The following is a 24,925-nucleotide window of genomic DNA, read 5'->3' as shown; positions in this document are numbered from 1 at the left end:
CGCCCTCCGCCACCCCCGCGCCGGCCCCGCGGAGCACCCTGCCGCCGCCGGCCCCACCTCACCCCACAAGGGAGAACGCCGTGTCACCCACCGCCGCCACCGAGACCGGCACCGCAGCGCCCACGCGGACCGCCACGCCCCGCCGGTTCCTGATGTGCCCGCCCCGCCACTTCGACGTGACCTACTCCATCAACCCGTGGATGCACCCGGGCAAGCCGGTCGACACCGACCTCGCCCTCGCCCAGTGGACCCAACTCACCGAGCTCTACCGAAAGCTGGGGCATACCGTGGAGGTGATCGAGCCGGTCCCCGGACTGCCCGACATGGTCTTCGCGGCGAACGGCGCCACCGTCGTCGACGGCCGGGTGTTCGGGGCCCGGTTCCGGCACGTCGAGCGGACCGCCGAAGGCCCCGCCTACCTCGCGTGGTTCGTCGCCCAGGGCTACACCGACGTCTACTGGCCCGAGCACATCAACGAGGGGGAGGGGGACTACCTGGTCGTGGGGCGGAAGGTGCTGGCCGGCACCGGATTCCGGACGGACCCGCGCGCGCACGCCGAGGCCCAGGAGTTCTTCGGCCTGCCGGTCATCGGCCTGACCCTGGTGAACCCCGAGTTCTACCACCTGGACACCGCGCTCGCGGTGCTCTCCGACGACGAGGTCATGTACTACCCCGAGGCGTTCACCCCGGGCAGCCAGGCGGTGCTGCGGGAGCTGTTCCCCGACGCGATCCGCGCCACCGCCGAGGACGCCGCGGTCTTCGGGCTCAACGCCCTCTCGGACGGCCGGCACGTCCTGCTGCCGGACGCCGCGGTCCACCTCAAGCAGGAACTGAGCGCCCGCGGGTTCCTCCCGATCGGCGTGGAGCTGACCGAACTGCTCAAGGCCGGCGGCAGCGTGAAGTGCTGCACCCTGGAACTCCGCCCGGCGCGCTGACCGGCCGCGCGCCGCAGCCCCGTGCACCCCGCTCGGGAGCCGCACGGGGCTCCGGCGCGCACCGCGGACGCCGACGCCGACGCGCCCTCGGCGGTGACCGAAATTCTCCCCACGCGCCGGCACCGGCGCGGCCGGTACGCGCACCGGAACCGTCCGTCGGCTGCCGTGCCCTCACCCGTGGCACGGTCGCGACGACGGACCGGGGGAGCCGCTGCGCAGGGCGGTGCGGGTGCGCGGCGGGGCGTGGTCGGGCCGAGCACTCGTTTTCCGCCCTATTCGTGCACGGCCAACAGATATCCGGCCTGAAAGCGACTTTCCGCACCCAGTGCGGCCATGATTTCCGCCACGTGTCTCCGGCAGGTGCGCACCGACATGCCCAACCGCCGGGCGACCGCCGCATCCGTCAACCCGGAGGTGAGCAGCCGAATGATGGCCTCCTTCACGTCATGGGTGATTTCCGGTTGGGTATCGGCATCGACCGTGAACGGCACGGCGGTCAACCACATGCGCTCGTACACCTCGGTGATGAAGTCCACGACGTACGGATCCCGGACGAGCACCGCGGCGTCCTGATTCTGCGGAACCCCGAACACCGCGCATTCCCGGTCGAACACCAGAAAGCGCATGAACTGGTCGTCCAGGGTGCGCACCTGCGCGCCGAGCCGGGTCACCTGCTCCACGTACGACTGCGTCCCCAGGCTCGACCGGGCCGTGTGCTGGTAGAGCATGCGCATCGTGACGCCCCTGCGCAGCGTGTCGTAGTCGCGGGGGGCCGCTTCCACGAGGACGTCCTCGCGGCGGCCGCCGCCCGGCTGTGCGGTGAGGATCTCCCGCTTGGCCCGGGCCGAGAGTTCGGCGATCGTCCGCCGCACGTCGGCGAGGTCCTCGATCAGCTCGATCTGCCCGCCGCCGCGGGCCTGGGCGTCGAAGGTCGAGGCGAAGGACATCATGCGTCGCCGGGCCCGTTCGATCTGGAGGCGCCGGGTGTGCAACTCGTGTTCCAGCGGCCCGATGACCCGGCTCACCGCTTCGTGCGGGGAGACCGCGACCCAGCCCTGGTTCGGCCCGTTCCGCAGCAATCCCAGTGCGGTGAGTTCGGTGAGTGCGGCCGTCGTTTCGGTCAGGGGAACGCCGAGTTCGGTGGCTATTTCCGCGGCGTCGGTTTCCTCGCCGAATGGGCCGCACACGGCGCCGTAAACTAATTGCAGAAATGCGTCATCGGGTGAATTCTGCCCAACCTGCGGCGTGGCGTTCATCATTCCCCTTTCGTGAGCGCGGCAACGGTCCACCAGGCGGCCTTGTGCGGCCTCCCCTGGGGATGCGGACCTCGTTGTTCCGCGGCAGTGGTCAGGGTAAGCGATCATGTTCGGCGGCGATCGGGGTGATTCTGGCCGAGATGCGTCGGTGTTCCGCGCGACCGGTATCGCCACTCGCCCCCCTCCCGTCGCGCACCGGTACCGGGATGTCCAAAGGTTACGGATTTCCCAACGCCCCTATAGGGAGAGGAAGTTAAGCCGGCTTTTCGGCGGCCTGCGGGTGCGCCGTCGGCACCGGTCGCCGCGAGCGGTGCGAGGTGGCGTCCCGGCCGCCCCCGACGGCACGTACGATCGGCTGCCCCGCCCCCGCCCCGCCTGGAGTCCGTCCGGTGACCGCCGTCCTCCCGCCGCCCCGTACCGTCGCCGGTCTGCTGCCCGTCGGGCGCAGGTCCCGCACCGAGGACGGGGAGCGGCTGCACGCGCTGCTGTGGGTCGCCGGTCCGGGCTGGCGGATGATCAGCACCGCCGTGCTGGGCGGCGGCCTCGGCGAACGCGCCTGGGTCCTCAACGCCCAGGTCACCCACGGCTACCGCCGCACCGACCCGGACCGCCACCTCGCCGAACTGGCCCGCGACGCGGGGGTGCGGGGCACCGGCGTGGGGCTGCTGACGGCCGCCGACGTCACCCGGCACGGCCAGGCGGCGGACGGCGGCGTCGAGGCCGTCGCGACCGCCGGCATCACGGTCCGCGGTTGGGCCGCGGTACCGGCCGGCAGCGCCCCCGCCCCGGCGGGACCCGGCACGATCAACATCGTGGTCGCGCTGCCCGTGCCGCTGACGGACGCCGCCCTGGTCAACGCCGTGGCCACCGCCACCGAAGCCAAGGTCCAGGCCCTGCTGGAGGCCGGCCACGACTGTTCGGGCACCCCCACCGACGCGGTGTGCGTCGCCGCCCGCACCCCGCGCCCCGGACAGCAGTTGCACGCCTTCGCCGGGCCGCGCTCGGTGTGGGGGGCGCGGCTGGCCCGGGCCGTCCACCGCGCCGTCGGCGGCGCCCTCCCGTCGTCCTGACCCGGGCGAGGGGCCGCCCGTCCGTCACAGGCGGACGACGACCAGGGCGACGTCGTCCCGGGCGCCGCCGGACACGCCCAGCCGCGCGAGCAGGGCATCGGCCAGCCGTTGCGGGCCGAGTCGGCTCAGGGTGGACAGCGCCGCGGTGAGCCGGTCCAGGCCGGTGTCGATGTCCTCGTCCCGGCGCTCGACCAGGCCGTCGGTGTAGAGCACCAGGGTGTCGCCGCGGTGGTACGGGGTGCCGGCCTGCGGACGCGGCACGTGCTCGGGCCGGGCCCCCAACGGCGGGTCGGTGGCCTGGTCCAGCAGTCGGCAGGCGCCGTCCGCGCCGACGAGTACGGGCGGCGGGTGGCCGGCGCTGGAGTAGATGATCAGCTTCGAGCGGGCGTCGATCAGGACGGTGACCGCGGTGGTCGCCAGCGCCCCGTCCACCGAGCGGGCGTACAGGCCCAGCACCTCCAGCGCCTGCGCCGGCCCGGTCACCGCCCGGCTGGCCGCGGACAGCGCGCTGCGCAGCATGCCCATGACGGTGGCGGCCTCCAGGCCGTGGCCGACCACGTCGCCGACGGCGACCGCGAAGCGACCGTCGGCCAGGTCGACGGCGTCGTACCAGTCGCCGCAGACGTTCAGCGAGCCCACCGCCGGCAGGTAGCGCACCGCGACGTCCGCGTGCCGGGCCAGGTCGGGGGAGTGCAGCATCGCCTCCTGGAGGGTGACCGCGACCTGCCGCTCGCGGGCGTGCGCGGCCCGCAGCTCGTCGTTGAGCCGTTGGAGTTCGCGGGCCCGCACGTACAGCTCGGCCTCCATGCTCTGCGCCCGCTGGGCCAGGGGGCCGCCGTGGAAGCGGCGGGTGCGCACGAAGTCGGTGACGTCCTCGACCCGGTGGATGACGTAGGCCACCTCCCCGTCCGGCCCGTGGACCGGCGTGTTGATCGGGGACCACCAGCGCTCCTCGAAGTCCCCCGGCCGGTGGACCACCGGGATGTCGTAGCGCTGCACCGGCATGGTGTCCGCCCGGCCGGACTCCAGCACCCGGGCGAGCGAGGCGCCCAGGTTGCGGACCCCGTCGGCCATGCTGTCCGCGGGGTTGTCCGGGAACGCGACGAACAGGTGCTGCCCCACCAGCTGCTCGGGCGTGCGGCCGGTGGCCTGGCAGTACGCGTCGTTGACGTCCACGACGACCAGGTCCGTCCCCAGCACCAGGTACGGACTCGGCGTCGCGGCGAACAGCGCCCGGTAGTCGAGTTCCGGCTTCACGTGCGCGCCTCCTGCAAGGGCCGCCCCCTCTCAGCAACCACGCTACGCACCACCGCCCCGCCCCGCCCGGCTACGCCCGGGTCGGGCCAGGTGCGGCGTGCGGCCACCGGCCGTCACCCCGCGCCGCGGTCGGGCTGCCCCGCCGCAGGTCCGGCCCCGCCGACGCGGCCGACCCGCGCCCACGGATCGCCGGCGCCCGGCTCGTCGACGCCGTGTGAAGATGCTCGGCAGTCACCAGGAAAGGGCGACGATGGACCTCCTTCAGCTGCGCTACTTCCAGGTCGTGGCCCGCTACGAGCACATCAGCCGGGCCGCGGCGGAACTCCGGGTCGCGCAGCCCTCGCTCAGCCGCGTCATCGCCCGCCTCGAAGCCGAGTTGGGCACCCCGCTCTTCGACCGACGGGGCCGCCGGATCCGGCTCAACGCGTACGGCGTGACGTTCCTGCGGTACGTCGAGCGCGGGCTCGGCGCACTCGACGACGGGCGGCGTGCGGTGCGCGACGCCCGCGACCAGGTGCTGGGCCGGGTCGCCATCGCCGCCGAGACTCTGCTGACCCTCAGCCACCTCCTGGGCAACTTCCGTGCCGCGCACCCGCGCGCCGACGTGCTGCTCTACCAGGCGACCGCGCCGGAGATGGAGCGCCGACTGCGCGCCAGGGAGGTCGACTTCTGCCTCGCCTCCCAGCCGCTGACCGGCCCGAACCTGCGCAGCGTCGAACTGGTGCGGGAGGAGGTGCTGCTCGCCGTGCCGCTCGGGCACCGGTTGGCCGGCCGGGAGCGCGTGACCGTCGCCGAGATCGTCGACGAGCCGTTCGTCACCACCCGCGTCGGCACCTGGACGCGCGCCCTGCTGGAGCGGCTGTTCGCCGCCGAGGGCCGCACCCCGGTCCTGTCCTGCGAGGGCGACGAACAGGGCGCCACCGGGGACCTGATCGGCGCCGGCCTGGGCATCGGCCTCGTCCCGGAGATGTCCCGCCGCCTCGTGGCGCGCGTGCCCGCCGTCTGGCTGCGCCTCGACGCCCCCGATTGCCACCGGGTCCTGAGCCTGGTCTGGGACGAGGACGCCTACGTGTCCGCGGCCGCCCTGACGTTCCGGGAGTTCGTCACCGGCCGGCCCTTCGCGTCGCACGGGCTCCCGGGCGCGCCCCAGCGGTCGGGCGACGGGTGCCCCGCGGCGGAGGGGGCCGACGGTCGGCCGGACGGCGTAGCGCCGTGCGGCGGCGGCGTGTGACGCGCCGTTCCGTCCCGTCCGGTGGCTACATTTTGGCTCCGAACGGTCCCGCGTCCGCCGCGTGGGGCCGGTGCGCGCCGCCGATGGAGGAGGGGTCCGTGCTGGGCCAGCGTTCCGTTGAGGAGACCGGCAGACTGGTCGAGGTGAAGCTCGGCGGCCGCCCGGTGCACCACGAGCAGATGGCGTTGGTCGCCGGCATCCACCGCGCGGCCGCGGCCGTGCGGCAGCACGTCGAGAACTCCGTGCTGCGCGGCCCGGACCTGACGTGGACCGCGTTCGTGGTGCTCTGGGTGGTGTGGGTGCGCGGCGAGTCGGAGACCCGGCACGTCGCCGAGGAGGCCGGGATCTCCAAGGGCACGCTCACCGGCGTCGTGCGGACGTTGGAGTCCCGCGGGCTGCTGCGGCGCGCCGGCCACCCCGCGGACGGCCGGCTGGTGTTGCTCCGGCTGACGGCCGACGGCGAGGCCCTGATGGGTCGGGTGGTGCCCGAGTTCAACGCCGAGGAGGCGTTCGTCACCGGGCAGCTCGACGACGCGGAGTGCCGGTGCGCGGCGGAGCTGCTGCGCCGGGTCGTGGGGCAGGTCGAGGGCCACGGAGCGGAACGGCGGTCGAGCCTGCTCGGCGGGGCCGAACCGGCGCCGCGGCGTAGTGGCCGGCGCCGGTCGAAGGGGTGAGCTGCCCGCTGCGGCCCGCGGGGGCGGTGGCGTCAGGGGGCGGCGACGTCGGGGGTGTGGCCGAAGGCGTCGAGCAGGCCGGGGACGCCGCCCGCGCGAAACGCCGCCAGCATGCGGTCGGCGGGGGTCTCGCGCCGGGCCAGGCGGGTGAAGAGCGGGGCCAGGTAGGTCTCCTCCCCGGCGCCGCGGGCGCGCAGGCCGTCGGCGGCGAGTTCCAGCAGTTCCCGCATCCGGGCCAGTGAATCGGCGTCCTCCGCGTCGAGGCCGTGGGTGCTGGCCCGGATCCACAGGGCGCGCCAGTCCTCCCACGCGACCTTGTGCAGCAACGCCTCGGCGTCGTCGAGGCGTTCCACGAGCCCGAGGGTGAGGGCCGCGGCCACGCCCTCCTCGCCCGGTGGGGCGACGCCGCTGGTGCGGTTCTCCACGTAGCAGTTGACCGCGTGCTCCTCGAAGTACGGCCCGAGCCGGCCCCGGGTGAGGGCGGTGCGGACGGCGTCGAGGTCGGTGCGCGCGTCGAAGCCGTAGTGCAACTTGGCGGCCGGCCAGCCGTATTGGTGGATGCGGTCGAGCATCTGCCGTTCGGGCGCGATCATGATCCGTTCGCCGTCGACCCGTCGGGCCGGCACCGGCTCCGGGGACATCAGGAAGTCCCGGAACGAGCTGCCGCCGAGCACCTCGCAGCCGCTGGACTTGCCGTGGGTGAGGAAGTAGAGGCGGGACGCCCAGAAGTGTTCGAGGTACGCCCCGACGTCCGGGTAGGGGGTCGGCGGAATGCCGTTGGAGGTGTAGCGGGCTTCCTCGGCCGGCACCTTCCCGCTCCGCTCGTGCCACACCCAGTTGCGGGTCTCCTTCCACGGCTGGATCCGCCCCCGCGCGATCGGCGAGCCGGCCGTGAGGGCGGTGAAGACCCCCGCGAAGCCGCTGAGCACGTTCACCGCCCGCGCCGCCTCGTCCGGTGCGACGTCGACCGCCACCTGGTGGGAGGCGATCGGGACGAACCAGTGGTGGTAGTGCCAGCGGCGGGCCAGCAGCAGGTACCAGTCCTTGCGGGTCTTGCGGGCGGCGTCGAACCAGGTGCGCGGCTGGATGCCGGCGCCGAGCACGGTGTGGCCGAGGGGGTCGAGGAGCCGGTGCAGGTCGCGCAGGATCGCGTGGGCGTCGGCCACGGCCCGGCCGATGGTCTCCGCGGGGGCCAGGGACAGTTCCACCGTGCAGATGCCGGTGTCGGTGTCCACCTGGTCGACGTACGCCCCGTTGGGGCGGGTCACGCCGAGGGTGACGCCGGTGACCTCCTCCCGGGCCAGGGACCACCCGGGGTGACGGGCGACGAAGGCGGGCCACAGGCGCGCCGCCGTAGCGCGGTCCATGCCGCGGCCGGTGGCCCGGGCCACGACCGGGAACTCGAGTTCCAACCCGATGCGGCGGCGGGGCGCGGGGGCCGTGGCCCGGCCCCGGTCGGCGGTCGGCCGGCTCATCCGCGCCGCCGCGCGTCGAGGGCGCGGCAGGGCCGCGGGAAGGCGCAACTGCCTTTCTTCTCAGCAGAGTTGACGTGACGGCTCGGGGGTGCGTCGGGGGTGCGGATGCGGCTGTGGCGCGGTAACGGTGGGGTGGCGGGGTGCGGTGCGGTGGGCGGCGGCACGTGGGGCATGGGCTGGCATACCTTTCCTCGCCTGATGACGTGCTCGACGGTGCGGCCGGGGCCGTTCGCCCGGAGTGCGGGGCGCGTCGCGGAGCGGCTGGCGCCGGGGCGGTTGATTCATGTTCCGGGTGCGCCCGTCGCAAACCTGAGCGACGATCCCATGCACCGCATCGGGCCATCGCGGGCGGTGGCGTGCCCCGTTGGGGCCGGGGCGGGGGACGGAAAACGCTGGACAGCCGACCCTCTGACTGCAAATCTATTCCACATGACGCATGATTATTCCATCGAGGGTGCGGCGCCGGAGTGGCCGACCGGCTTTCGCGCGTACACCGGTCACGGGGGACTGCGGGACCAGGGCGACGACGTCTCGATCGTGGCCTCCGACCGGCCGGCCGTCAGCGCCGCCATGTTCACCAAGAGCCTCTTTGCCGGACCCGCGGTGGTCCTCAGCCGCGCCCACGCCGCCGAGCAGCGGCTGCGCGCCGTGGTCACCCTGGCGCAGAACGCCAACGTCGCCACCGGCCGGCAGGGCGCCGAGCACGCCGCCGAAGTGGTCGGCCGGGTCGCCGGCATCCTCGGCCTCGCCGCGGACGAGGTGCTCATCGGGTCCACCGGTGTGATCGGGCGCCCGCTGCCCATGGACACCATCCGGGCGCACTTCGACGGGGCCGCGCGGCGTGGACCCGACGCCTTCACCGCGGCGCCGCTGGACGTGGCGTGGGCCATGATGACCACCGACACCCGCCCGAAGACCGCCGTCCGCACGGTCGGCGCCGCCCGGCTCGTCGGCGTCGCCAAGGGCGTCGGCATGCTGGAGCCGAACATGGCGACGATGCTGGCCTACGTCGTCACCGACGCCGAACTCGCCGCGGCGGACCTGGACCGGGCGCTGCGGACCGCCGTCGACGCGACGTTCAACTGCCTGAGCGTGGACACCGACACCTCCACCTCCGACACCGTCGCGGTGCTCGCCAACGGCGCGGCCGGACCCGTCGATCCGGCGGAGTTCGCCGCCGCCCTCGCCGACCTCTGCCTGGACCTGACCCGGCAGCTCGCCAGCGACGGCGAGGGCGCCACCAAGCTCCTGCGGGTCACCGTCACCGAGGCGCGCGATGCCGCGCAGGCCAAGCGCATCGCCAAGAGCGTCGTCAACTCGCCCCTGGTCAAGACCGCCGTCTACGGCGCGGACCCCAACTGGGGACGGGTCCTGATGGCCGTCGGCAAGAACACCGACGACCGCGACATCGCACCGCACCGCGTCACCGTCGCCTTCGGCGGCACCGAGGTCTACCCGACCGAGCCGACCCCGGAACTGCTCGCGGACCTCACCGCCGCGCTGCGCCGCAGCGAGGTCGACCTCGCCGTCACCCTCGGCATCGGCGACGGTGCGGCGACCGTGTTCGGCTGCGACCTGTCCCCCGGCTATGTCCGGATCAACGCGGACTACACGACGTGAACCGGCCGGCCCACGGCCCCGGCCCCTTGCTGGTCGTCCCGCAGTGGCAGGGGTCGGCGGCCGGCGCGCCGCAGCGGGTGGCGGCCGGCGCACACCGCCTGGGCGCCCTGCTGCCCGCGACCCGCCGCACCGTCGTGCCGATCAGCCCGCACCCCGGCCGCACCGAGGACGGGGTGCGTCATCTCGACGTCCTGGCCGCCTCGTTGCGCGCCACCCGGGCGGCGCTGGCGGGGTGGGGCGAGGGGCCGCTGCGCACGGTCGGCGGGGACTGCGGCGTCGAACTCGCGCCCGTGTCGCACGCCGTCGCCCGCCACGGCGCGGACCTCGCCGTCGTCTGGTGCGACGCCCATGCCGACCTCAACACCCCGGCGAGTTCGCCCTCCGGGGGCTTCCACGGGATGGTGCTGCGCACCCTGTTGGGGCAGGGCCCGGCGGCGCTGCTGCCCCCGCCGGGCGGGCGCCTCGACGCCCGGCGGCTGGTCCTCGCCGGGGTGCGCGCGCTCGACGCCGAGGAGCGCCGGTTCCTCGCCGCCGCGGGCGTGCCGGCGCTGTCGGTCGCCGCGCTCGACGACCCGGACCGGCTGCTCGCCGCGGTGGCCGCCACCGGCGCCCGGCACGTCTACGTCCATCTGGACCTGGACGTGCTGGACCCCGGCCACTTCGCGGGACTGTCCTGCCCGGAGCCGGCGGGCCTGCACTCCGAGAAGCTGGCCGACGCCCTGACGGCGCTCGCCGGGAGCTTCGCGCTCGCCGGGGTCGGCGTCACCGAGTACGCGCCGACCGCGGCCGGTCCCGCGGCGGCGGAACCGGCCGTCGAGGAGGGCGTGTTGCGCAGGCTGTTCGCCGGTCCGGCCTTCCGGTAGGGCGCCGGTGCGCGAGGCGGGCCCGGTCAGGCGTCGAGCGGCTGCCAGACGGGCCCGTCGCCGTCCGCCCGGACCCGCCCGAAGACCACGTCGGCGAAGTGGATGCCGAAACCGACGGTGTCCGGCTCCTGGAGTTCCGCGATCAGGCGGCGGCGGGCGGCGACGGCCGCCGCGGGGGCGTGGTCGGGGGCCGCGCGCCACTGTGGGTGGCCGATCTGGATCGGCGAGTGCAGGGCGTCGCCGAAGGCGAGCAACCGCCGCCCGCCCGCGGTGATTTCGTAGCCGGCGTGCCCGGGCGTGTGGCCGTCGAAGAGGCGGATCCGCACGCCGGGGAAGACCTCCGCGCCGTCCGCCACGGTCCGGACGCGGGGCGCCAGTGCGGCGAGGACCTCCGGGCCGTTGCCGTGCGCCACCACCAGGTCGCGGTCGGCCCACTCGGGCTCGGCGACCAGGTAGTCGGCGTGCGCGAAGGCGGGGCGGTCGCTGCCAGGGGCGGGGTGCCAGGCCCAGCCGACGTGGTCGGGGTGGAGGTGGGTGAAGGCCACCGCCTCGATGTCGGCCGGCGTGCGGCCGAGGGCGGCGAGGTTGTCCAGCAGCGCGCCGCCGTGCAGGGCGCCGTGGGCGTTGCCCGGTTCGGCCGGGAACGACAGCGGCCCGACGCCGGCGTCGATCAGCAGCGCCCGCTCGCCGTGCTCCACCAGGAGGCCGCCGACGCCCGCCACCAGGTTCCCGGTCGCGTCCAGGTACTCGGGGTGCGCGGCCCAGGTCGCGTCCGTGGTGTCCGGCAGCCAGCGGCGCGGGAGCAGCTGCGCCGCGCCGTCCGGCACGTACGTGACGGTGGTCGCGCCGAGCCGTAGGGATCGGCGGACGGCCGGTCGGCGCAGTCGTTCGTCGGCGCGGGGTGCGGGAGTGCTCATGGTCGCGGTCCTTCCCGAGGGCGTGCGGGGCAGGGGTGTCGCGGCGCTCCGCACTGCGGCGGGGCGCCGGTGCCGCACCGGAGCGGGGCGGCACCGCCACCATAAGCATCAAGTTTGAATCATTCAAGCTCGGATTATTTAGGCTAGCGGTAGTGGGTAGGATGGCCCCATGACGACGAACCCGGAAGAACAGGCCCTCGCGGAGCGCCAGCTGTGCGGCCTGGTGAACGGGTTGGCCCAGCAGATCGCCGACCACGTCCGCCGGCGCGCGGCCACGCTGGGCCTCACCGCCCCCCAGGCCACCGCGCTGCGCGAACTGGCCGGGCCGTCGACGATGCGGGAACTCGCCGAGCGGATGAGCTGCGAGCCCTCCAACGCCACGTTCGTCGTCGACAAGCTGGAGAAGCAGCAGCTGATCGAGCGTCGCCCGCACCCCACCGACCGCCGCGCCAAGCAGCTCGTCCTCACCCCGCAGGGCGTCGAACTCCGCGAGCGGCTGCTCGCGCTCCTCGAAGCGGAATCCCCGCTCGCCGGCCTCGATGACGAGGAACGGGCCACGTTGCAGGGCCTGTTGGTGCGAGCGGTGGCGCATCCCGCGAAGGGCGCGCCGCCGGCGCGGGGATGACGCGCGGGCGGTCACCGTGCGGGCGCGGCGCCTGTCGTGCGCCGCGCCGCACCGCCCTCAGGCCCACTCGACGAGTTGCAGCACCACGCCGTTCGGGTCGGTGACCTGGAACAGCCGCTCGCCCCAGGGCTCTTCGCGCAGCGGCATGGTGATCGGCACCCCGGCCCGGCGCAGGCGCTCCTCGTGGCCCACGAGATCGGTGACGGTGAAGGCGAGGATCAGGCCGCCGGCCCGCTGGTCGCGCTGCGCGACGGGCAGTACCTCGGTGCCCCGCTGCAACAGCACGAGGTCGACGCCGGCCGTGTCGTGGGCCAGTTTGGCGAAGCCGTCGGCGGCCGCGACCTGCGTGTAGCCGAAGTGCGCGGTCAGGAAGTCGCGGGAGGCGGCCACCTCGTCGACGGTCAACGAGACGGTGGAAGCGGTGATGTTGATGGGGTCTCCTCGGGGGTGGGGCGGCGCCGTGCACCGAAAAAATTACGACGGGCGTAAATTTAGAATGAGGGCATGGAGGGGTCAAGGGGCTTTTTACGTCGGGGGTAAAGTCGTGTCATGGATGTCGAGCCCCCCTTGGGCCTCCGCGAGGCCAAGAAGCAGGAGACCAGGCAACTGATCTCCGACCACGCCACCCGCCTCTTCCAGCGGCAGGGCTTCGAGGCGACGACGATCACGGAGATCGCCACCGCCGCCCGGGTGGCGAAGAAGACGGTCACCAACTACTTCGCGCGCAAGGAGGACCTGGCCCTCGACCACCACGAGGAGTTCACCGCGAGCCTCGCCCGCGCCGTGGACGCCCGGAAGCCGGGGGAGTCCGCGCTCGCCGCGGTGCGCCGCGCCTTCGACACCGCCCTACGGGAACGCGACCCCGTCGCGGGGTTCGCCGGGCCGGCCTTCGCCCGCATGGTCGCCGACAGCCCCACCCTCACGGCCCGGCTGCGGGAACTGCACGAGCAGCGGGAACACGCGCTGGCCGAAGCGCTCGCCGCGGCCACCGGCGCACCGGCGGACGACGTCCTGCCCCGCGCCGCGGCCGCCCAACTGGCCTCCGCACTGCGCCTGTTGTTCGTTCGCATCCAGGAACGCACGCTGGCCGGCGCCACCGACACCGAGATCGCCACGACATTCGGCGCCGAGGCCGAGCGGGTCTTCGACCAGCTCGAACCGGCCTTGGGACGGTACGCGGTCCGGTAGTTCCGCGGGCCGGCCGCCGCGCCCCGGGGCGCGGGTCGCGGCGGCCGGCGCGACGCGTCAGAGCCGGTCGAGGAGCGCGTTCAGCTCGGCGACCTCGGCGGCCTGGGTGCGGACGACGTCGTCGGCGAGCTTCTTCGCGGTGGCGTTCCGGCCGCGCCGCTGCTCGTCCTTGGCCATGTCGATCGCGCCCTTGTGGTGGTCGATCATCATCGTCGCGAACGTGCGGTCGAACGCGCGGCCCTTGGCGGCCCCCAGCGCCTTCATGTCCTCGTCGGACATCATCCCGGCCATGCCGGAGCCGTGCCCGCCGGCCCCGGACCCGTGGTCCATGGAGCCGGAGCCGTGGTCCATGCCCGGCATGGCACCCGCGGACTCGGGCTTGCCCCACGCCGTCAACCAGGCGCGCATCCGCTGGATCTCGGGGTCCTGCGCCTGCTTGATCGCCGCGACCAGCTTCTTGATCCCCGGGTCGGCGGCGCGGCCCTCGGCGAGCCGGGCCATCTCCAGGGCCTGCTGGTGGTGCGGGATCATCATCTGGGCGAACATCACGTCCGTGTCGCCCACGGGCCCCGGCGCGGGGTTGCCGCCGGCGGTGGCGGACGGGGTGCCGCCGTGGCCCGCGGTGCCCTGGTGGTCGGCTCCGGTGGCGCCGCCGCAGGCGGCGAGGAGCAGGGCCGCGGTGGCGGCGAGTGCGGTGAGGACGAGTCGGCGGGCCCCGGGACGGGTGCTCCGGCGGGTCGGGCGGTCGGTGCGCTGCTGCGCGGTCATGTCGATACCTCGTGCTGTCTGTGCGGTGGATTCCTCGGACGAACGCGGGGGCGTGCGGGCGGCGCGGGGCGCCCGCGGCGGCGTTCGGCCTAGATCCGCAGGATCGACAGCTGGGCGAGGTCCGGGGGCCGCGGCGGGGGACGGGGCCGCAGCCGGGCGAGCATGCCGGCGCGCGGCGGGACCGGCCCGTCCGCCCGGCGGCGCAGCGCCCCGAGCAGCAGGGCGGCCAGGGCCCAACTCCCCAGGACGGCCAGGCACAGCGACGTCATGTCCATCCCCGCGCCGGGCCCGTGCGAGGCGGACCCGGCGCCGGGGTGCGCGGTGGCCGGCCGGTGGCCGGCGGCCGGCCCGGTGGCCGTGGCCGCGCCGTGGCCCGGGGCCGGGTGGATGCGGGCGGCGGCGCCGTGCGCGGCGGTCCCCGCCGGGGCGTCCGGCGTACCGGAGTGGCCCGTGGGGTGGCCCAGGGTGTGCATCGCGAAGACGCCCAGGGCGAGCACGGCGACCAGCAGCAGGTGCCCCCAGGCACCGGCCGCCCGCATCCGCCGGTTCGTCCGCATCTCCTCGACCTCCCGGACCCGAGGGTAGGGCAGGCCGCGCCCGGCACACCCCCGCCCCCTTTGCCCGGGAGTCACTCGCCGGCCGCCCGGAACCCGCGCAGCCGCAGGCTGTTGCCGACGACGAAGACCGAGGAGAAGGCCATCGCGGCCCCCGCGATCATCGGGTTGAGCAGCCCGGTCGCGGCCAGCGGCAGCGCCGCGACGTTGTACGCGAAGGCCCAGAAGAGGTTGGACTTGATGGTCCCCAGGGTGCGGCGGGAGAGCCGGATGGCGTCGGCCGCGGCCCGCAGGTCACCCCGGACGAGGGTGAGGTCACCGGCCTCGATGGCGGCGTCGGTCCCGGTGCCCATGGCCAGCCCGAGGTCCGCCCGGGCCAGCGCCGCCGCGTCGTTGACGCCGTCGCCGACCATCGCCACGGTCCTGCCCTCCTGTTGGAGGCGCTGGACCACCTCGACCTTGTCCTGCGGCAGCACCTCGGCGATCACCTGGTCCGCGTCGATGCCGACCTCCGCCGCGACGGAGCGGGCCACCGCCGCGTTGTCGCCGGTCAGCAGCACCGGCGTCAGGCCGAGCGCACGCAGCCGGCGAACGGCCTCCGGGCTGCTCTCCTTGACGGCGTCGGCGACCTCCAGCACGGCCCGCGCCGCGCCGTCCCACGCCACCGCGATCGCGGTCCGCCCGTTCGCCTCGGCCGCCGCCTTGGCGCGGGCCAGCTCGTCCGGGAGCGGGATCGCCCACGCGGCCAGCAGCTGTTCCCGGCCGACCAGCACGGCGTGCCCGTCGACGACGCCCTGGACGCCGAGCCCGGCGACGTCGGCGAAGTCCTCCGGCACCGGCAGGGTGCCCACCCGCGCGCTCGCGCCCGCCGCCACGGCCCGCGCGATCGGGTGTTCCGAGGAGTGCTCCAACGCGCCGGCCAGCCGCAGCACTTCGGCCTCGTCGGTACCCGCCGCGGTGCGCGTGGCCAGCAGGGTCATCCGCCCGGTGGTCACGGTGCCGGTCTTGTCCAGGACGACGGTGTCGACCTTGCGGGTGCTCTCCAGGACCTCCGGCCCCTTGATGAGGATGCCGAGCTGCGCGCCCCGGCCGGTGCCGACCATCAACGCGGTCGGCGTGGCGAGCCCCAGCGCGCACGGGCAGGCGATGATCAGCACCGCGACCGCGGCGGTGAAGGCGGCGGTGAGGCCGGCTCCGCTGCCGATCCAGAAGGCGAGGGTGGCCAGGGCGAGCGCGATGACGACGGGGACGAAGACCGCGGAGATCCGGTCGGCGAGCCGCTGGGCCGCCGCCTTGCCGTTCTGCGCGTCCGCCACCAGCTTCGCCATCCGGGCCAGTTGGGTGTCGGCGCCGATGCGGGTGGCCTCGACGACCAGCCGGCCGCCGACGTTGAGGGTGGCACCGGTGACGCCGTCGCCGGCCGCGACCTCCACCGGCACCGATTCGCCGGTCAGCATCGAGGCGTCCACGGCGGAGGCGCCGTCCACCACCGTGCCGTCCGTCGCGATCTTCTCGCCCGGGCGGACCAGGAACCGGTCGCCGACGCTCAACCGCCCGATCGGCACGGTCTCCTCGCGGTCGCCGCGCAGTACGGTGACGTCCTTGGCGCCCAGTTCCAGCAGCGCCTTGAGTGCCGCGCCGGCCTGCCGCTTGGCGCGGGCCTCGAAGTACCGGCCGGCCAGGACGAAGGCGGTGACGCCGGCCGCCGCCTCCAGGTAGATGTTCCCCGAGCCGTCAGTGCGGGCGAGGGTCAGCTCGAACGGGTGGGTCATGCCGGGCATGCCGGCCGTGCCGAAGAACAGTGCCCACAGCGACCACAGGAACGCGGCGGAGGTGCCGACCGAGATCAGGGTGTCCATGGTGGCCGCGCCGTGCCGGGCGTTGGTCCACGCGGCGCGGTGGAACGGCCAGGCGGCGTAGGTGACGACCGGTGCGGTCAAGGTCAGCGACAGCCACTGCCAGTACGTGAACTGCAACGCCGGCGCCATGGCCAGCACGATCACCGGGACGGCCAGCACCACCGCGGTCACGAGCCGCTGCCGCAGCGGCCGCAGCGGGTCGGCCTCCGCGGTGCCGCCCGCGGCGTCCCCGGTGCGGTCCGCCGTGCCGGCCTCGCCGGCGGGGACGAGCGGCGCGGGCTCCCGTGCGGTGTACCCGGTGGCCTCGACCGTGGCGATGAGATCCCGGACCGACACGTCGTCCCGGAAGGTGACCTTCGCCTGCTCGGTGGCGTAGTTGACGGTGGCCTCGACCCCGTCCATCCGGTTGAGCTTCTTCTCGATCCGGGCCGCGCAGGACGCGCAGGTCATGCCGCCGATGGCGAGTTCGACCTCGGCGGCGCCGGGACTGGTGGTGGTCATGTCTGCTCCTCGCAGCTCACGGAAAGGGGGGTGCGGACGTGCGGGCCGGTGAGGGGGCCGAGCCCCCGCAGTTCCATACCCTAGGGGGGTATGGAAGGCATGGCTCCATGTATACCCCCCACCCGTATCCAGGGCAAGCGCTCCGAGCGAATTCTCTGAATACCCCATGGGGGTATGGAGTGCGCGATGTGGTCGGCCGCGGTGCCGGCGGTACTCGCCACCGGCGGCCCGCGGGGAGGGGTGGCGTCAGGTGCGCCGGACGCCCCGGCCTTGACCTTTTCCACCGCGAGAGCAGCCGGGAGCTTTACTGCACATTGGTTGCAAGTAAAACCAACCCGCAGGAATGTAGGGGGGTGCTCCGGTAGAGGCCGGTGCCGAACGGAAGAAAGCAGTACCGCTCATGCCTACGCCCCCCGCTCCGACCCTGGCCGGACAGGCCCCGCCGTCACGCCGGCAGCGGATCGCGCGGTCCATGACCCGCGCCGAGTGGGGGCGGATGGCGGGCATGGCCGGGTTCATTCTCGCGCTGCACGTGATCGGCTGGTTCACCCTGGTGGCGATCGTGGCCCCGGAGCACTACAGCCTCGGCACCAAGAGCTTCGGTATCGGCATCGGGGTGACCGCGTACACCCTCGGCATGCGGCACGCCTTCGACGCCGACCACATCGCCGCCATCGACAACACCACCCGCAAGCTCATGCACGAGGGGCAGCGGCCGCTCTCGGTCGGCTTCTGGTTCTCGCTGGGCCACTCCAGCATCGTCTTCGGCCTGGCGTTCCTGCTGTCCCTCGGCGTCAAGGCGCTCGCCGGACCGGTCAAGGACGACAACTCCCAGCTGCACGCGGTGACCGGCCTGATCGGCACCACCGTCTCGGGCGTCTTCCTCTACGTCATCGCCGCGATCAACATCGTGATCCTGGTCGGGATCTGGGGCGTCTTCCGCCGGATGCGCGCCGGCGACTTCGACGAGGCCGCGCTGGAGGACCAGCTCAACAACCGCGGCCTGATGAACCGCCTGCTCGGCCGCGTCATGAAGTCGATCACCAAGCCCTGGCAGATGTACCCGCTGGGCCTGCTCTTCGGCCTGGGCTTCGACACCGCCACCGAGGTCGCGCTGCTGGTGCTGGCCGGCTCCGGCGCCGCCTCCGGCCTGCCCTGGTACGCCATCCTGTGCCTGCCGGTGCTGTTCGCGGCCGGCATGAGCCTGCTCGACACCATCGACGGCTCGTTCATGAACTTCGCCTACGGCTGGGCCTTCTCCAAGCCGGTCCGCAAGGTCTACTACAACCTCACCATCACCGGTCTCTCGGTGGCCGTCGCCCTGATCATCGGGACGGTGGAACTCCTCGGCCTGCTCGCCGACAAGTTCGACCTGCACGGCGCCTTCTGGGACTGGGTCGGCGGCCTGGACCTCAACGTCATCGGCTTCGCGATCGTCGGGCTGTTCTTCCTCACCTGGATCGTCGCCCTCGCCATCTGGAAGCTCGGTCGCATCGAGGAGAAGTGGACGGCCCACGTCCGCCCCGCGGAGGAGCCGGCCGGGGACTGACCCCACCGTGCCACCCGACACCCCGCGGCCCGCTCTCCCCGGCGGGCCGCGGGGCCTCGGCGGGTCAGGGCGCGGGGGCCGCGGCGTCGCCGGAACCGGTGTTCTCGGCCGCGTGCGAGGCCAGCACGCCGGTGCGGTGCCGCTGTACGAACCAGTAGTAGGCGAACCCGCCCAGCGCCACCACGCCGATGAACAGGAACGCACCCCAGCGCAGGTACCAGTGCTGCGGGCCGGTGGCGTTGTAGACCGCCGCGCGCGGCCAGGCGAGGTTGATCGACATGGCCAGGCCCCAGAGCACCGCCAGCACGTTCACCGGCAGCCCGAACCTGCCCAGGGAGAAGCTGCCCTTCGGCACCGACCAGTTGCCGCGCAGCCGCTGCACCAGCATCGGCAGCGTCACCATCAGGTACGCCAGGTAGATCATGATGATCGCGATGCTGGTGATCACCGAGAAGATCTGCGGCTGGTCGACGTTGATCAGCAGGATCACGATCCCGACCAGTCCGATCACGATCGCCGGCACCACCGGCGTCTGGAACCGCGGGCTGACCCGGGCCAGCTGCCCGGACGCCGGCAGGTTGTTGTCGCGGGCCATCGCGAACGCCAGGCGGATCGCCGCGGTGTGCACCGCCAGCTCGCAGACGGTGATCGCGATGACCACGCACCACAGCACGGCCTGACCGACCGTCGACCCCAGGGTGGCCAGGACCACGTACTGCAGGCCGTCCACCGACAACCGCTCGTCGTGCAGGTCGGGCACCGCCAGCAGCGCGAACAGCAGGATCAGCCCGCCGATGAGGAACGAGGCGACCAGCGCCCGCAGGATCGCCCGCGGCGCGTTGCGGGCCGGGTCCTTGGACTCCTCACCGAGCGAGGAGGCGGTGTCGAAGCCGTACATGACGTAGGCGGAGGCGAGCGAGGCGGTCAGGAACGCGCCCAGGTACCCCAGGCTCTGGCCTTGGCCCTTGCCGAAGGTGTCCGTCAGCGCGGTGGCCGGGCCGCGGGTGACGTGCGCCGCCAGCAGCAGGATCAGCACGACGGCGGCGACCAGCTCGATGGCCACGCCCGCCGAGTTGATCCGCGCCATCAGCTTCACACCGAAGGCGTTGACCAGGGTGGTGAAGGCGATCAGGACGGCGCCCAGCAGGACCGCGTTGGCGGCCGCGTCGGTCTTGCCGGTGCCGTCCCCGACGAACTGGAACCACGACGAGATCTGCGGCAGCGTCACCTGGTACGCCAGCGCCACCGCGGCCAGCGACACCATGGACGCGGTGAGCATCATCCAGCCGCCGAGCCAGCCCACGTGCGGACCGCCGAGCTGTTTCGCCCAGTTGTAGATCGACCCGGCCACCGGATAGCGGCAGGCCAGCTCGCAGAAGCAGAGCGCGACCATCAGCTGGCCGGCGAAGACCATCGGCCAGGACCACCAGTACGCGGGACCGCCGTGGCTCACGCCGAAGTAGAAGAGCTGGAAGGTGCCGGTGAGGATGGAGATGTAGCTGATGCCGGCGGCGAAGGTGTGGAAGTTGCCGAGGGTGCGCTTGAGTTCGGGCTTGTAGCCGAGTTCGGCCAGTGCCCCGTCCTCGTGCCCCGCGTCGGGCCCGCCGCCGTCGGACGGGCCGCCGGCGCCGGACCCCGGGGGCACGGAACCGCTCACTCGAACCACCTCTGCGGGACCGGCGCGGTGTTCCGCCAGACGTGCTTGGCCTCCTGGTACTCCGCCAGCCCGGCCGGCCCCAGCTCCCGACCGACCCCGGACTGCTTCATCCCGCCCCACTCGGCCTGCGGCACGTACGGATGGAAGTCGTTGATCCACACCGTGCCGGCCCGCAGCCGGGCCGCCACCCGGTGCGCGCGCTCGGCGTCCTGGGTCCACACCGCCCCGGCCAGGCCGTACACCGTGTCGTTGGCCAGCGACACCGCCTCCGCCTCGTCCCGGAACCGCTCCACGGTCAGCACCGGCCCGAACGACTCGTCGCGCACCACCGACATGTCCGGGGTGCACTCGTCGAGCACCGTCGGCAGGTAGTAGAAGCCGTCCGCCAACTCCGGATCGTCCGGTGGCGCCCCGCCGCAGCGCAGCACCGCCCCCTCGGCCACCCCGGCCGCCACGTACGCCGCGACCTTCGCCCGGTGCTCCGCGGAGATCAGCGGACCGGTGCGGGCGCGCTCGTCGAACGGCCCGCCGAGCGGGATCCGCCGGGCCCGGGCCACCAGTTCGTCGACGAAGCGGTCGTGCAGCTCGTCCTGGACGAGCAGCCGGGCGCCGGCCGAGCAGACCTGCCCGGAGTGCAGGAAGACCGCCGTCAGGGCGTAGTCGACGGCGGTGTCGAAGTCGGCGTCCGCGAAGACGACGTTGGGGTTCTTGCCGCCCAGTTCGAGGGCGATCTTCTTGACCGTGGGGGCCGCCGCGGCCATGATCCGACGGCCGGTCACCAGCCCGCCGGTGAACGACACCAGGTCCACCCGCGGATCCTCGGTCAGCGGCGCCCCCACCAGCGGACCGGTGCCCAGCACCAGGTTCGCCGCCCCGTCCGGCACCCCGGCCTCGGCCAGCAGCCGCATCAGGTGGATCGCGGTGTGCGGCGTCAGTTCGCTCGGCTTGAGCACGAAGGTGTTCCCGGCGACCAGGGCCGGCGCGACCTTCCAGGCGGTCTGCAACAGGGGGTAGTTCCACGGCGTGATCAGCGCGCAGACCCCGACCGGCTCGTGCCGCACGGTGCTGTCCACCTCGGGCGTCCCGGCGTCCACCACCCGGTCGGTGCCGCCGGACGCGCCGAGGTTGCCGAAGTACCGGAAGCAGCCGGCGATGTCGTCCATGTCGTAGCCGCTCTCCACCAGCCGCTTGCCGGTGTCCAGCGACTCGGCCCGGGCCAGCGCCTCCCGGTCCCGTTCCAGCAGCTCGGCGACGCGGAGCACCACCCGCCCGCGCTCGGCGGCCGGGGTCCCGGGCCAGGGCCCGGCGTCGAACGCCAGCCGGGCGGCGCCGACCGCGGCCGCCGCGTCCTTCGGGCCGCCCTCGTCGACCGTCGCGACCGGCGTGCCGTCCGCCGGGCAGCGGATCTCCCGCACCTGCCCGTCGGCCGCTGCGGTCCACTGACCGCCGATGAACAGCTCCGGCATGGGTGCGCCTCTCGGTCTCGTCTCCGGGCGGGTGCCGGCGGGGGCACGCACGGGACGGGCGCCCTGCCGCGGTGATCTGTGACGTCGGTGATCTCGGTACCGAGCGTAAGGCGGCCGTCGGGGGACCGCACGGTGCGCGACGGCGGCGCGCGCGGGCGGGGCGCGGGGAGGGGCCGATGGGGTGACCGATCGGCGCTGTCCGACAATGGGGGCATGCACCTGGTCCCCGACGCCGCCGCGTACCTCGCCGGCCGCTGGCACATCGAGCGCACCGTGCACGACCTGCGGGCCGGCACCACGGGCACCTTCCGGGGCACCGCGGACTTCACCCCGGACGGCTCGGACGGCTCGGACGGCGCGCTGCGCCACGCCGAGGAGGGGGTGCTGACCTGGCAGGGCGTCGAGCACCCGGCGACCCGCACCCTGTGGCTGCGGCCCCGGCCCGACGGCACCGCCGCCGTCACCTTCGCCGACGGCCGGCCCTTCCACGACCTGGACCTGCGCAGCGGCCGGTGGACCGCCGTCCACCCCTGCGCCGCGGACCGTTACGAGGGCACCTTCGCCGTCACCGCCGCGGACCGTTGGGACCTGACGTGGCGGGTCACCGGCCCGCACAAGGACCAACTGCTGCGCTCGGTCCACCGCCGGGCCGACTGACGCCCGCACCCCGGCGGCCGGAGCCGCGGCCCGCTACGGCTTGACCGCCTTCAGCGCGTACAGCATCGGAATGATGGGTTCCGAGTCGGGCAGCCGCCACCAGCCGTTGGCGTCCGGCACCATCGACGAGAAGCGCGGCCACGGCAGCACCTCGGTCTCCCGCACGCCCTGCACGCTCAGCCCGGCCCCGACCACCGCGGTGACGACCTCGCCGACGCCGTGCCGCCACTCGTAGCTCGTCGTCGCGCCCTGGAGGGGCGGGCCGTCGGTGTAGGTGGTGGGGGTGTCGCTGCGCAGTGCGCCCCGACCGGCCAGGTAGTCGTTGCGGAGCAACAGCGGTGGGGCGGTCGGGTCCGCGGGCGGCGTCGCACCGAGGGCGTTCAGCAGCGGGTGGAACTCCACGAGGTAGAAGGTCCCGCCCGGCCGCAGCAGTTCGGCGACGGTCCGGGCCCAGGCGGCGAGGTCCGGCAGGTAGCACACCGCGCCCTTGCCGGTGTAGACCACGTCGAACCGACGGTCGCCGAGCGCCTCCACCGCGCGGTACACGTCCGACCGGACGAACTCCATCTCCCGCCCGGTCGCCGCGGCCAGCTGCCGCGCCTGCGCCACCGCCTCGGCGGAGAAGTCCAGCCCCACCGCCCGCGCGCCCCGGTCGGCGAACGCCGCCGTCTCGGTGCCCAGGTGGCACTGGAGGTGCAGCACGTCGCGTCCGGCCACGTCCCCGAGGTCGGCCCACTCGAACGGTGCGAACCAGTCCTCGGCGCTCCGCGATCCGTCCAGCCCGTAGAAGGCACTGGCGACGTGGACCGGGGTACGCGCGTCCCAGTTGGCTTCGTTGGCGCGCACCATCTCCGCGGTGCCGGGGGGTGGTCCCGCACGTTCGCCGACGGGGCCGGCGGGCACCGCCCGGTCGGGGGACTGGCTCTGTTCTGTGGTCATGCCCCCTCTTCTACCTGTCGACGCCGCCCGCACACCAGGCCGTCGCCCCGCCCCGACCGGTACCGGCCACCCGGCCGACCGCCGTCACCCGGCCGCCGGCGAGCGCCATCCGCCGGGTCGCCCGCCCGGCGAGCGCCTCGTCGTCGGTGGCGATCACGCACGTGAGCCGGTACGCGCCCCACACCCGCACCAGCAGCGCGGCGAAGTCCGCCCGGGCGGCCGGCGGCAGGCCCTCGGTCGGCCGGTCCGCGAGCAGCACCGCGGGCCGTTTGACCAACGCCCGGGCGAGCGCCGCCCGCCGCCGCGCGTACCGGTCCAACTGCCCCGGCAACAGGTCGCCGTGGTCGGCCAGACCGACCTCCGCCAGCGCCTCCCCGGCCAACTCCCAGCGGTCCACCGGCCGCAGCCCCAGCGGGGCCAGCGCGGCGGCCACGCCCTGCCGCACGGTCGATCCGGCGAGCGACCCCAGGGCCTCGTCGTCGCCGGTGCCGAGCAGCCCGACCGATTCGGCGCGGATCCGACCGAGCCGGGACGCGGTGACGGTGGCCAGATCCGTACCGTCGAGCAGCACGCTGCCCTGGGTCGGGCGCTCCAACCCGCCCAGGATCCGCAACAGCGTCGAGGAGCCCGCACCGGGCGGCCCCTGCACGGCGAGCGCGCCGCCGGCCGCCAGGGAGAACCCGACGTCGTCCAGGGCCCGCACCACGTCACCGCCGCGTCGGTAGTGCTTGGTCACGCCGCTCAGGTGGTACACGGTGCCGTCTCCTCACGGGCCGCCGGGCCGCGGCTCCGGGGTCGACCGTAGCCACCCCGTGTGACCGACCCATGAGCGGAACGTGAGAGCCGGATGAGAACGCCCGCGCGGATCGCCCGCCGACGCCGCCCCGGCGACGTTCCCCCGACCGGCGCGGGCGCGCGGCCCGCGCCGGTCGGTGCACCCGGCCGACTGCCCGCCGTGACACGGCAGTTGGAGAAGGGGCGCGGCAGCCGTACGGTGGCCGTCACCGCAATCCGACGGGAAGAGTGGGGAATGAGCCAAGAAACCCGGCCGCTGTCCAGCGCTGTCGACGTGAGCATCCCGAGCGTCGCGCGGATGTACGACTACTACCTCGGCGGCAAGGACAACTACGCGGTGGACCGCGAGGCGTGCGAGGAGCTGAGCAAGGTCGTCCCGAGCACCCAGGTGCTGGCGATCAACAACCGGCGCTTCCTGCGCCGGGTGGTCCGCTGGCTGGCCCAGGAGCACGGCATCCGGCAGTTCGTCGACCACGGCTCCGGCCTGCCCACGCAGGACAACGTCCACCAGGTCGCCCAACAGGTCGATCCGCAGTCCCGGGTGGTGTACGTCGACAACGACCCGATCGTGCTGGCGCACGGCCGCGCGCTGCTGGAGGAGAACGACAACACCGCCGTCATCCAGGCCGACATGCGGGACACCGACGGCATCTTCGACAGCCCGGAGGTCCGCCGGCTGATAGACCTCGACGAGCCGGTCGCCGCGCTCTTCGTCTCCGTGCTGCACTGCATCCCGGACGCCGACGACCCCGCCGCGCTGGTCCGCCGGGTCGCCCAACGCCTCGCCTCGGGAAGCTTCCTGGTGGTCTGTCAGCTGGTCAGCGAGGACGCCGCGACGCGGGACTTCGTCACCGAGTTCATGCGGGTCAGCACCCAGGGGAACTGGGGCCGGGTCCGTCAGCAGGGCGAACTGCGGTCCTTCCTGGACGGGTTGGAGATCCAGGAGCCGGGGTTGGTGGAGGTCTCGACCTGGCGGCCGGACCCGTCGGACGCCGGACCCAGGCAGCTGACCCAGGAGTGGATCGAGTACGGCGGCGTGGCGCGCACCCCGTAGCGAAGCGACGGGGTG

At 74.0% G+C, this 24,925-nt stretch carries 23 protein-coding genes; 11 read left to right on the top strand and 12 right to left on the bottom strand.

Translation table 11 applies throughout. The annotated features are described in order from the left end of the window. Positions 1 to 80: 80 nt before the first annotated feature. Positions 81 to 935, top strand: coding sequence for a dimethylargininase (gene ddaH, locus ABD385_RS02880; RefSeq protein WP_344573245.1), 855 nt, complete (start codon positions 81 to 83; stop codon positions 933 to 935). Positions 936 to 1,207: 272 nt separating this feature from the next. Here ddaH and ABD385_RS02875 read toward each other — a convergent pair whose 3' ends face one another. Next, the gene (locus ABD385_RS02875; protein ID WP_344573244.1) at positions 1,208 to 2,365 is read right to left on the bottom strand and encodes a LuxR family transcriptional regulator; all 1,158 of its coding nucleotides are present in this window, start codon (positions 2,363 to 2,365) and stop codon (positions 1,208 to 1,210) included. Positions 2,366 to 2,580: 215 nt separating this feature from the next. Here ABD385_RS02875 and ABD385_RS02870 point away from each other — a divergent pair, with 215 nt between their 5' ends. After that, positions 2,581 to 3,261, top strand: a complete 681-nt coding sequence (locus ABD385_RS02870) for an adenosylcobinamide amidohydrolase (RefSeq protein ID WP_344573243.1) — start codon at positions 2,581 to 2,583, stop codon at positions 3,259 to 3,261. 24 nt (positions 3,262 to 3,285) lie between these two features. On the opposite strand, the gene ABD385_RS02865 is transcribed toward ABD385_RS02870, so the two are convergent. Beyond that, positions 3,286 to 4,518, bottom strand: coding sequence for a PP2C family protein-serine/threonine phosphatase (locus ABD385_RS02865; RefSeq protein WP_344573242.1), 1,233 nt, complete (start codon positions 4,516 to 4,518; stop codon positions 3,286 to 3,288). Between the two features lie 250 nt (positions 4,519 to 4,768). Here ABD385_RS02865 and ABD385_RS02860 point away from each other — a divergent pair, with 250 nt between their 5' ends. Together ABD385_RS02860 and ABD385_RS02855 are read left to right on the top strand one after the other, a co-directional pair. Then, entirely contained in the window at positions 4,769 to 5,749 is a 981-nt protein-coding gene (locus ABD385_RS02860) for a LysR substrate-binding domain-containing protein (RefSeq protein WP_344573241.1), read from the top strand. An 83-nt stretch (positions 5,750 to 5,832) separates the two neighbouring features. Next, positions 5,833 to 6,423 carry a MarR family winged helix-turn-helix transcriptional regulator gene (locus ABD385_RS02855; protein ID WP_425585337.1) on the top strand — a complete coding sequence of 197 codons (591 nt, stop codon included), beginning with the start codon at positions 5,833 to 5,835 and terminating at the stop codon, positions 6,421 to 6,423. A 32-nt stretch (positions 6,424 to 6,455) separates the two neighbouring features. On the opposite strand, the gene ABD385_RS02850 is transcribed toward ABD385_RS02855, so the two are convergent. After that, positions 6,456 to 7,898: a glutamate-cysteine ligase family protein gene (locus tag ABD385_RS02850; RefSeq protein ID WP_344573239.1), complete on the bottom strand. Its 1,443-nt coding sequence runs from the start codon at positions 7,896 to 7,898 to the stop codon at positions 6,456 to 6,458. Between the two features lie 429 nt (positions 7,899 to 8,327). Here ABD385_RS02850 and argJ point away from each other — a divergent pair, with 429 nt between their 5' ends. Further along, entirely contained in the window at positions 8,328 to 9,518 is a 1,191-nt protein-coding gene (gene argJ, locus ABD385_RS02845; RefSeq protein WP_344573238.1) for a bifunctional glutamate N-acetyltransferase/amino-acid acetyltransferase ArgJ, read from the top strand. Then, on the top strand, positions 9,515 to 10,381 hold the full coding sequence (locus ABD385_RS02840) for an arginase family protein (RefSeq protein WP_344573237.1): 867 nt from the start codon (positions 9,515 to 9,517) through the stop codon (positions 10,379 to 10,381). Before argJ ends, ABD385_RS02840 begins: the two co-directional genes overlap by 4 nt. Positions 10,382 to 10,407: 26 nt before the next feature. Here the strand turns inward: ABD385_RS02840 and ABD385_RS02835 are convergent, their stop codons facing one another. Next, on the bottom strand, positions 10,408 to 11,298 hold the full coding sequence (locus ABD385_RS02835) for an MBL fold metallo-hydrolase (RefSeq protein ID WP_344573236.1): 891 nt from the start codon (positions 11,296 to 11,298) through the stop codon (positions 10,408 to 10,410). Positions 11,299 to 11,467: 169 nt separating this feature from the next. Between ABD385_RS02835 and ABD385_RS02830 the strand changes: the two genes are divergently transcribed. Beyond that, entirely contained in the window at positions 11,468 to 11,923 is a 456-nt protein-coding gene (locus ABD385_RS02830; RefSeq protein WP_344573235.1) for a MarR family winged helix-turn-helix transcriptional regulator, read from the top strand. A 57-nt stretch (positions 11,924 to 11,980) separates the two neighbouring features. On the opposite strand, the gene ABD385_RS02825 is transcribed toward ABD385_RS02830, so the two are convergent. Beyond that, positions 11,981 to 12,328 carry a VOC family protein gene (locus ABD385_RS02825; protein ID WP_425585336.1) on the bottom strand — a complete coding sequence of 116 codons (348 nt, stop codon included), beginning with the start codon at positions 12,326 to 12,328 and terminating at the stop codon, positions 11,981 to 11,983. Between the two features lie 144 nt (positions 12,329 to 12,472). On the opposite strand from ABD385_RS02825, the gene ABD385_RS02820 reads away from it, so the two are divergent. Next, the gene (locus ABD385_RS02820; RefSeq protein WP_344573234.1) at positions 12,473 to 13,111 is read left to right on the top strand and encodes a TetR/AcrR family transcriptional regulator; all 639 of its coding nucleotides are present in this window, start codon (positions 12,473 to 12,475) and stop codon (positions 13,109 to 13,111) included. 57 nt (positions 13,112 to 13,168) lie between these two features. Here ABD385_RS02820 and ABD385_RS02815 read toward each other — a convergent pair whose 3' ends face one another. The 3 genes from ABD385_RS02815 to ABD385_RS02805 all read right to left on the bottom strand — a co-directional run bounded on the left by ABD385_RS02815 (position 13,169) and on the right by ABD385_RS02805 (position 16,793). Then, positions 13,169 to 13,879 (bottom strand): DUF305 domain-containing protein, encoded by a 711-nt coding sequence (locus ABD385_RS02815; protein WP_344573233.1) that lies wholly within the window; start codon positions 13,877 to 13,879, stop codon positions 13,169 to 13,171. Between the two features lie 89 nt (positions 13,880 to 13,968). Beyond that, complete coding sequence (locus ABD385_RS02810) at positions 13,969 to 14,436, bottom strand: DUF6153 family protein (RefSeq protein ID WP_344573232.1); 468 nt, start codon at positions 14,434 to 14,436, stop codon at positions 13,969 to 13,971. A gap of 71 nt (positions 14,437 to 14,507) precedes the next feature. Then, complete coding sequence (locus ABD385_RS02805) at positions 14,508 to 16,793, bottom strand: heavy metal translocating P-type ATPase (protein ID WP_344573231.1); 2,286 nt, start codon at positions 16,791 to 16,793, stop codon at positions 14,508 to 14,510. 400 nt (positions 16,794 to 17,193) lie between these two features. Between ABD385_RS02805 and nicT the strand changes: the two genes are divergently transcribed. Then, on the top strand, positions 17,194 to 18,342 hold the full coding sequence (nicT, locus tag ABD385_RS02800) for a Nickel transporter NicT (RefSeq protein WP_344573230.1): 1,149 nt from the start codon (positions 17,194 to 17,196) through the stop codon (positions 18,340 to 18,342). 64 nt (positions 18,343 to 18,406) lie between these two features. Here nicT and ABD385_RS02795 read toward each other — a convergent pair whose 3' ends face one another. Next, a complete protein-coding gene (locus ABD385_RS02795; RefSeq protein WP_425585335.1) occupies positions 18,407 to 19,999 on the bottom strand; it encodes an APC family permease in 1,593 nt (530 codons plus the stop codon). Beyond that, positions 19,996 to 21,465 (bottom strand): aldehyde dehydrogenase family protein, encoded by a 1,470-nt coding sequence (locus tag ABD385_RS02790; RefSeq protein WP_344573229.1) that lies wholly within the window; start codon positions 21,463 to 21,465, stop codon positions 19,996 to 19,998. The genes ABD385_RS02795 and ABD385_RS02790 overlap by 4 nt, the downstream gene beginning before the upstream one ends. A 213-nt stretch (positions 21,466 to 21,678) precedes the next feature. Here ABD385_RS02790 and ABD385_RS02785 point away from each other — a divergent pair, with 213 nt between their 5' ends. Beyond that, positions 21,679 to 22,122: a DUF6314 family protein gene (locus ABD385_RS02785; protein WP_344573228.1), complete on the top strand. Its 444-nt coding sequence runs from the start codon at positions 21,679 to 21,681 to the stop codon at positions 22,120 to 22,122. A 33-nt stretch (positions 22,123 to 22,155) separates the two neighbouring features. Here ABD385_RS02785 and ABD385_RS02780 read toward each other — a convergent pair whose 3' ends face one another. Next, the gene (locus ABD385_RS02780; RefSeq protein ID WP_344573227.1) at positions 22,156 to 23,061 is read right to left on the bottom strand and encodes a class I SAM-dependent methyltransferase; all 906 of its coding nucleotides are present in this window, start codon (positions 23,059 to 23,061) and stop codon (positions 22,156 to 22,158) included. Positions 23,062 to 23,071: 10 nt separating this feature from the next. Then, the gene (locus ABD385_RS02775) at positions 23,072 to 23,815 is read right to left on the bottom strand and encodes an ATP-binding cassette domain-containing protein (RefSeq protein ID WP_344573226.1); all 744 of its coding nucleotides are present in this window, start codon (positions 23,813 to 23,815) and stop codon (positions 23,072 to 23,074) included. A 276-nt stretch (positions 23,816 to 24,091) separates the two neighbouring features. On the opposite strand from ABD385_RS02775, the gene ABD385_RS02770 reads away from it, so the two are divergent. Continuing rightward, the gene (locus tag ABD385_RS02770; RefSeq protein WP_344573225.1) at positions 24,092 to 24,910 is read left to right on the top strand and encodes an SAM-dependent methyltransferase; all 819 of its coding nucleotides are present in this window, start codon (positions 24,092 to 24,094) and stop codon (positions 24,908 to 24,910) included. Positions 24,911 to 24,925 lie beyond the last annotated feature (15 nt).

This window comes from Streptomyces lunalinharesii, assembly GCF_039532155.1.
Lineage (GTDB): Bacteria > Actinomycetota > Actinomycetes > Streptomycetales > Streptomycetaceae > Streptomyces > Streptomyces lunalinharesii.
The sequence above is the reverse complement of the archived record's forward strand: the minus strand, read 5'-3'. Positions and strand labels throughout refer to the sequence as shown.

Coding starts and splice junctions, on each gene's coding strand:
- ABD385_RS02805 (WP_344573231.1), bottom strand. CDS start 16,793: ATGACCACCACCAGTCCCGGCGCCGCCGAGGTCGAACTCGCCATCGGC.
- ABD385_RS02785 (WP_344573228.1), top strand. CDS start 21,679: ATGCACCTGGTCCCCGACGCCGCCGCGTACCTCGCCGGCCGCTGGCAC.
- ABD385_RS02855 (WP_425585337.1), top strand. CDS start 5,833: ATGGAGGAGGGGTCCGTGCTGGGCCAGCGTTCCGTTGAGGAGACCGGC.
- ABD385_RS02780 (WP_344573227.1), bottom strand. CDS start 23,061: ATGACCACAGAACAGAGCCAGTCCCCCGACCGGGCGGTGCCCGCCGGC.
- ABD385_RS02830 (WP_344573235.1), top strand. CDS start 11,468: ATGACGACGAACCCGGAAGAACAGGCCCTCGCGGAGCGCCAGCTGTGC.
- ABD385_RS02790 (WP_344573229.1), bottom strand. CDS start 21,465: ATGCCGGAGCTGTTCATCGGCGGTCAGTGGACCGCAGCGGCCGACGGG.
- argJ (WP_344573238.1), top strand. CDS start 8,328: ATGACGCATGATTATTCCATCGAGGGTGCGGCGCCGGAGTGGCCGACC.
- ABD385_RS02850 (WP_344573239.1), bottom strand. CDS start 7,898: ATGAGCCGGCCGACCGCCGACCGGGGCCGGGCCACGGCCCCCGCGCCC.
- ABD385_RS02835 (WP_344573236.1), bottom strand. CDS start 11,298: ATGAGCACTCCCGCACCCCGCGCCGACGAACGACTGCGCCGACCGGCC.
- ABD385_RS02820 (WP_344573234.1), top strand. CDS start 12,473: ATGGATGTCGAGCCCCCCTTGGGCCTCCGCGAGGCCAAGAAGCAGGAG.
- ABD385_RS02770 (WP_344573225.1), top strand. CDS start 24,092: ATGAGCCAAGAAACCCGGCCGCTGTCCAGCGCTGTCGACGTGAGCATC.
- ABD385_RS02860 (WP_344573241.1), top strand. CDS start 4,769: ATGGACCTCCTTCAGCTGCGCTACTTCCAGGTCGTGGCCCGCTACGAG.
- ABD385_RS02815 (WP_344573233.1), bottom strand. CDS start 13,879: ATGACCGCGCAGCAGCGCACCGACCGCCCGACCCGCCGGAGCACCCGT.
- nicT (WP_344573230.1), top strand. CDS start 17,194: ATGCCTACGCCCCCCGCTCCGACCCTGGCCGGACAGGCCCCGCCGTCA.
- ABD385_RS02810 (WP_344573232.1), bottom strand. CDS start 14,436: ATGCGGACGAACCGGCGGATGCGGGCGGCCGGTGCCTGGGGGCACCTG.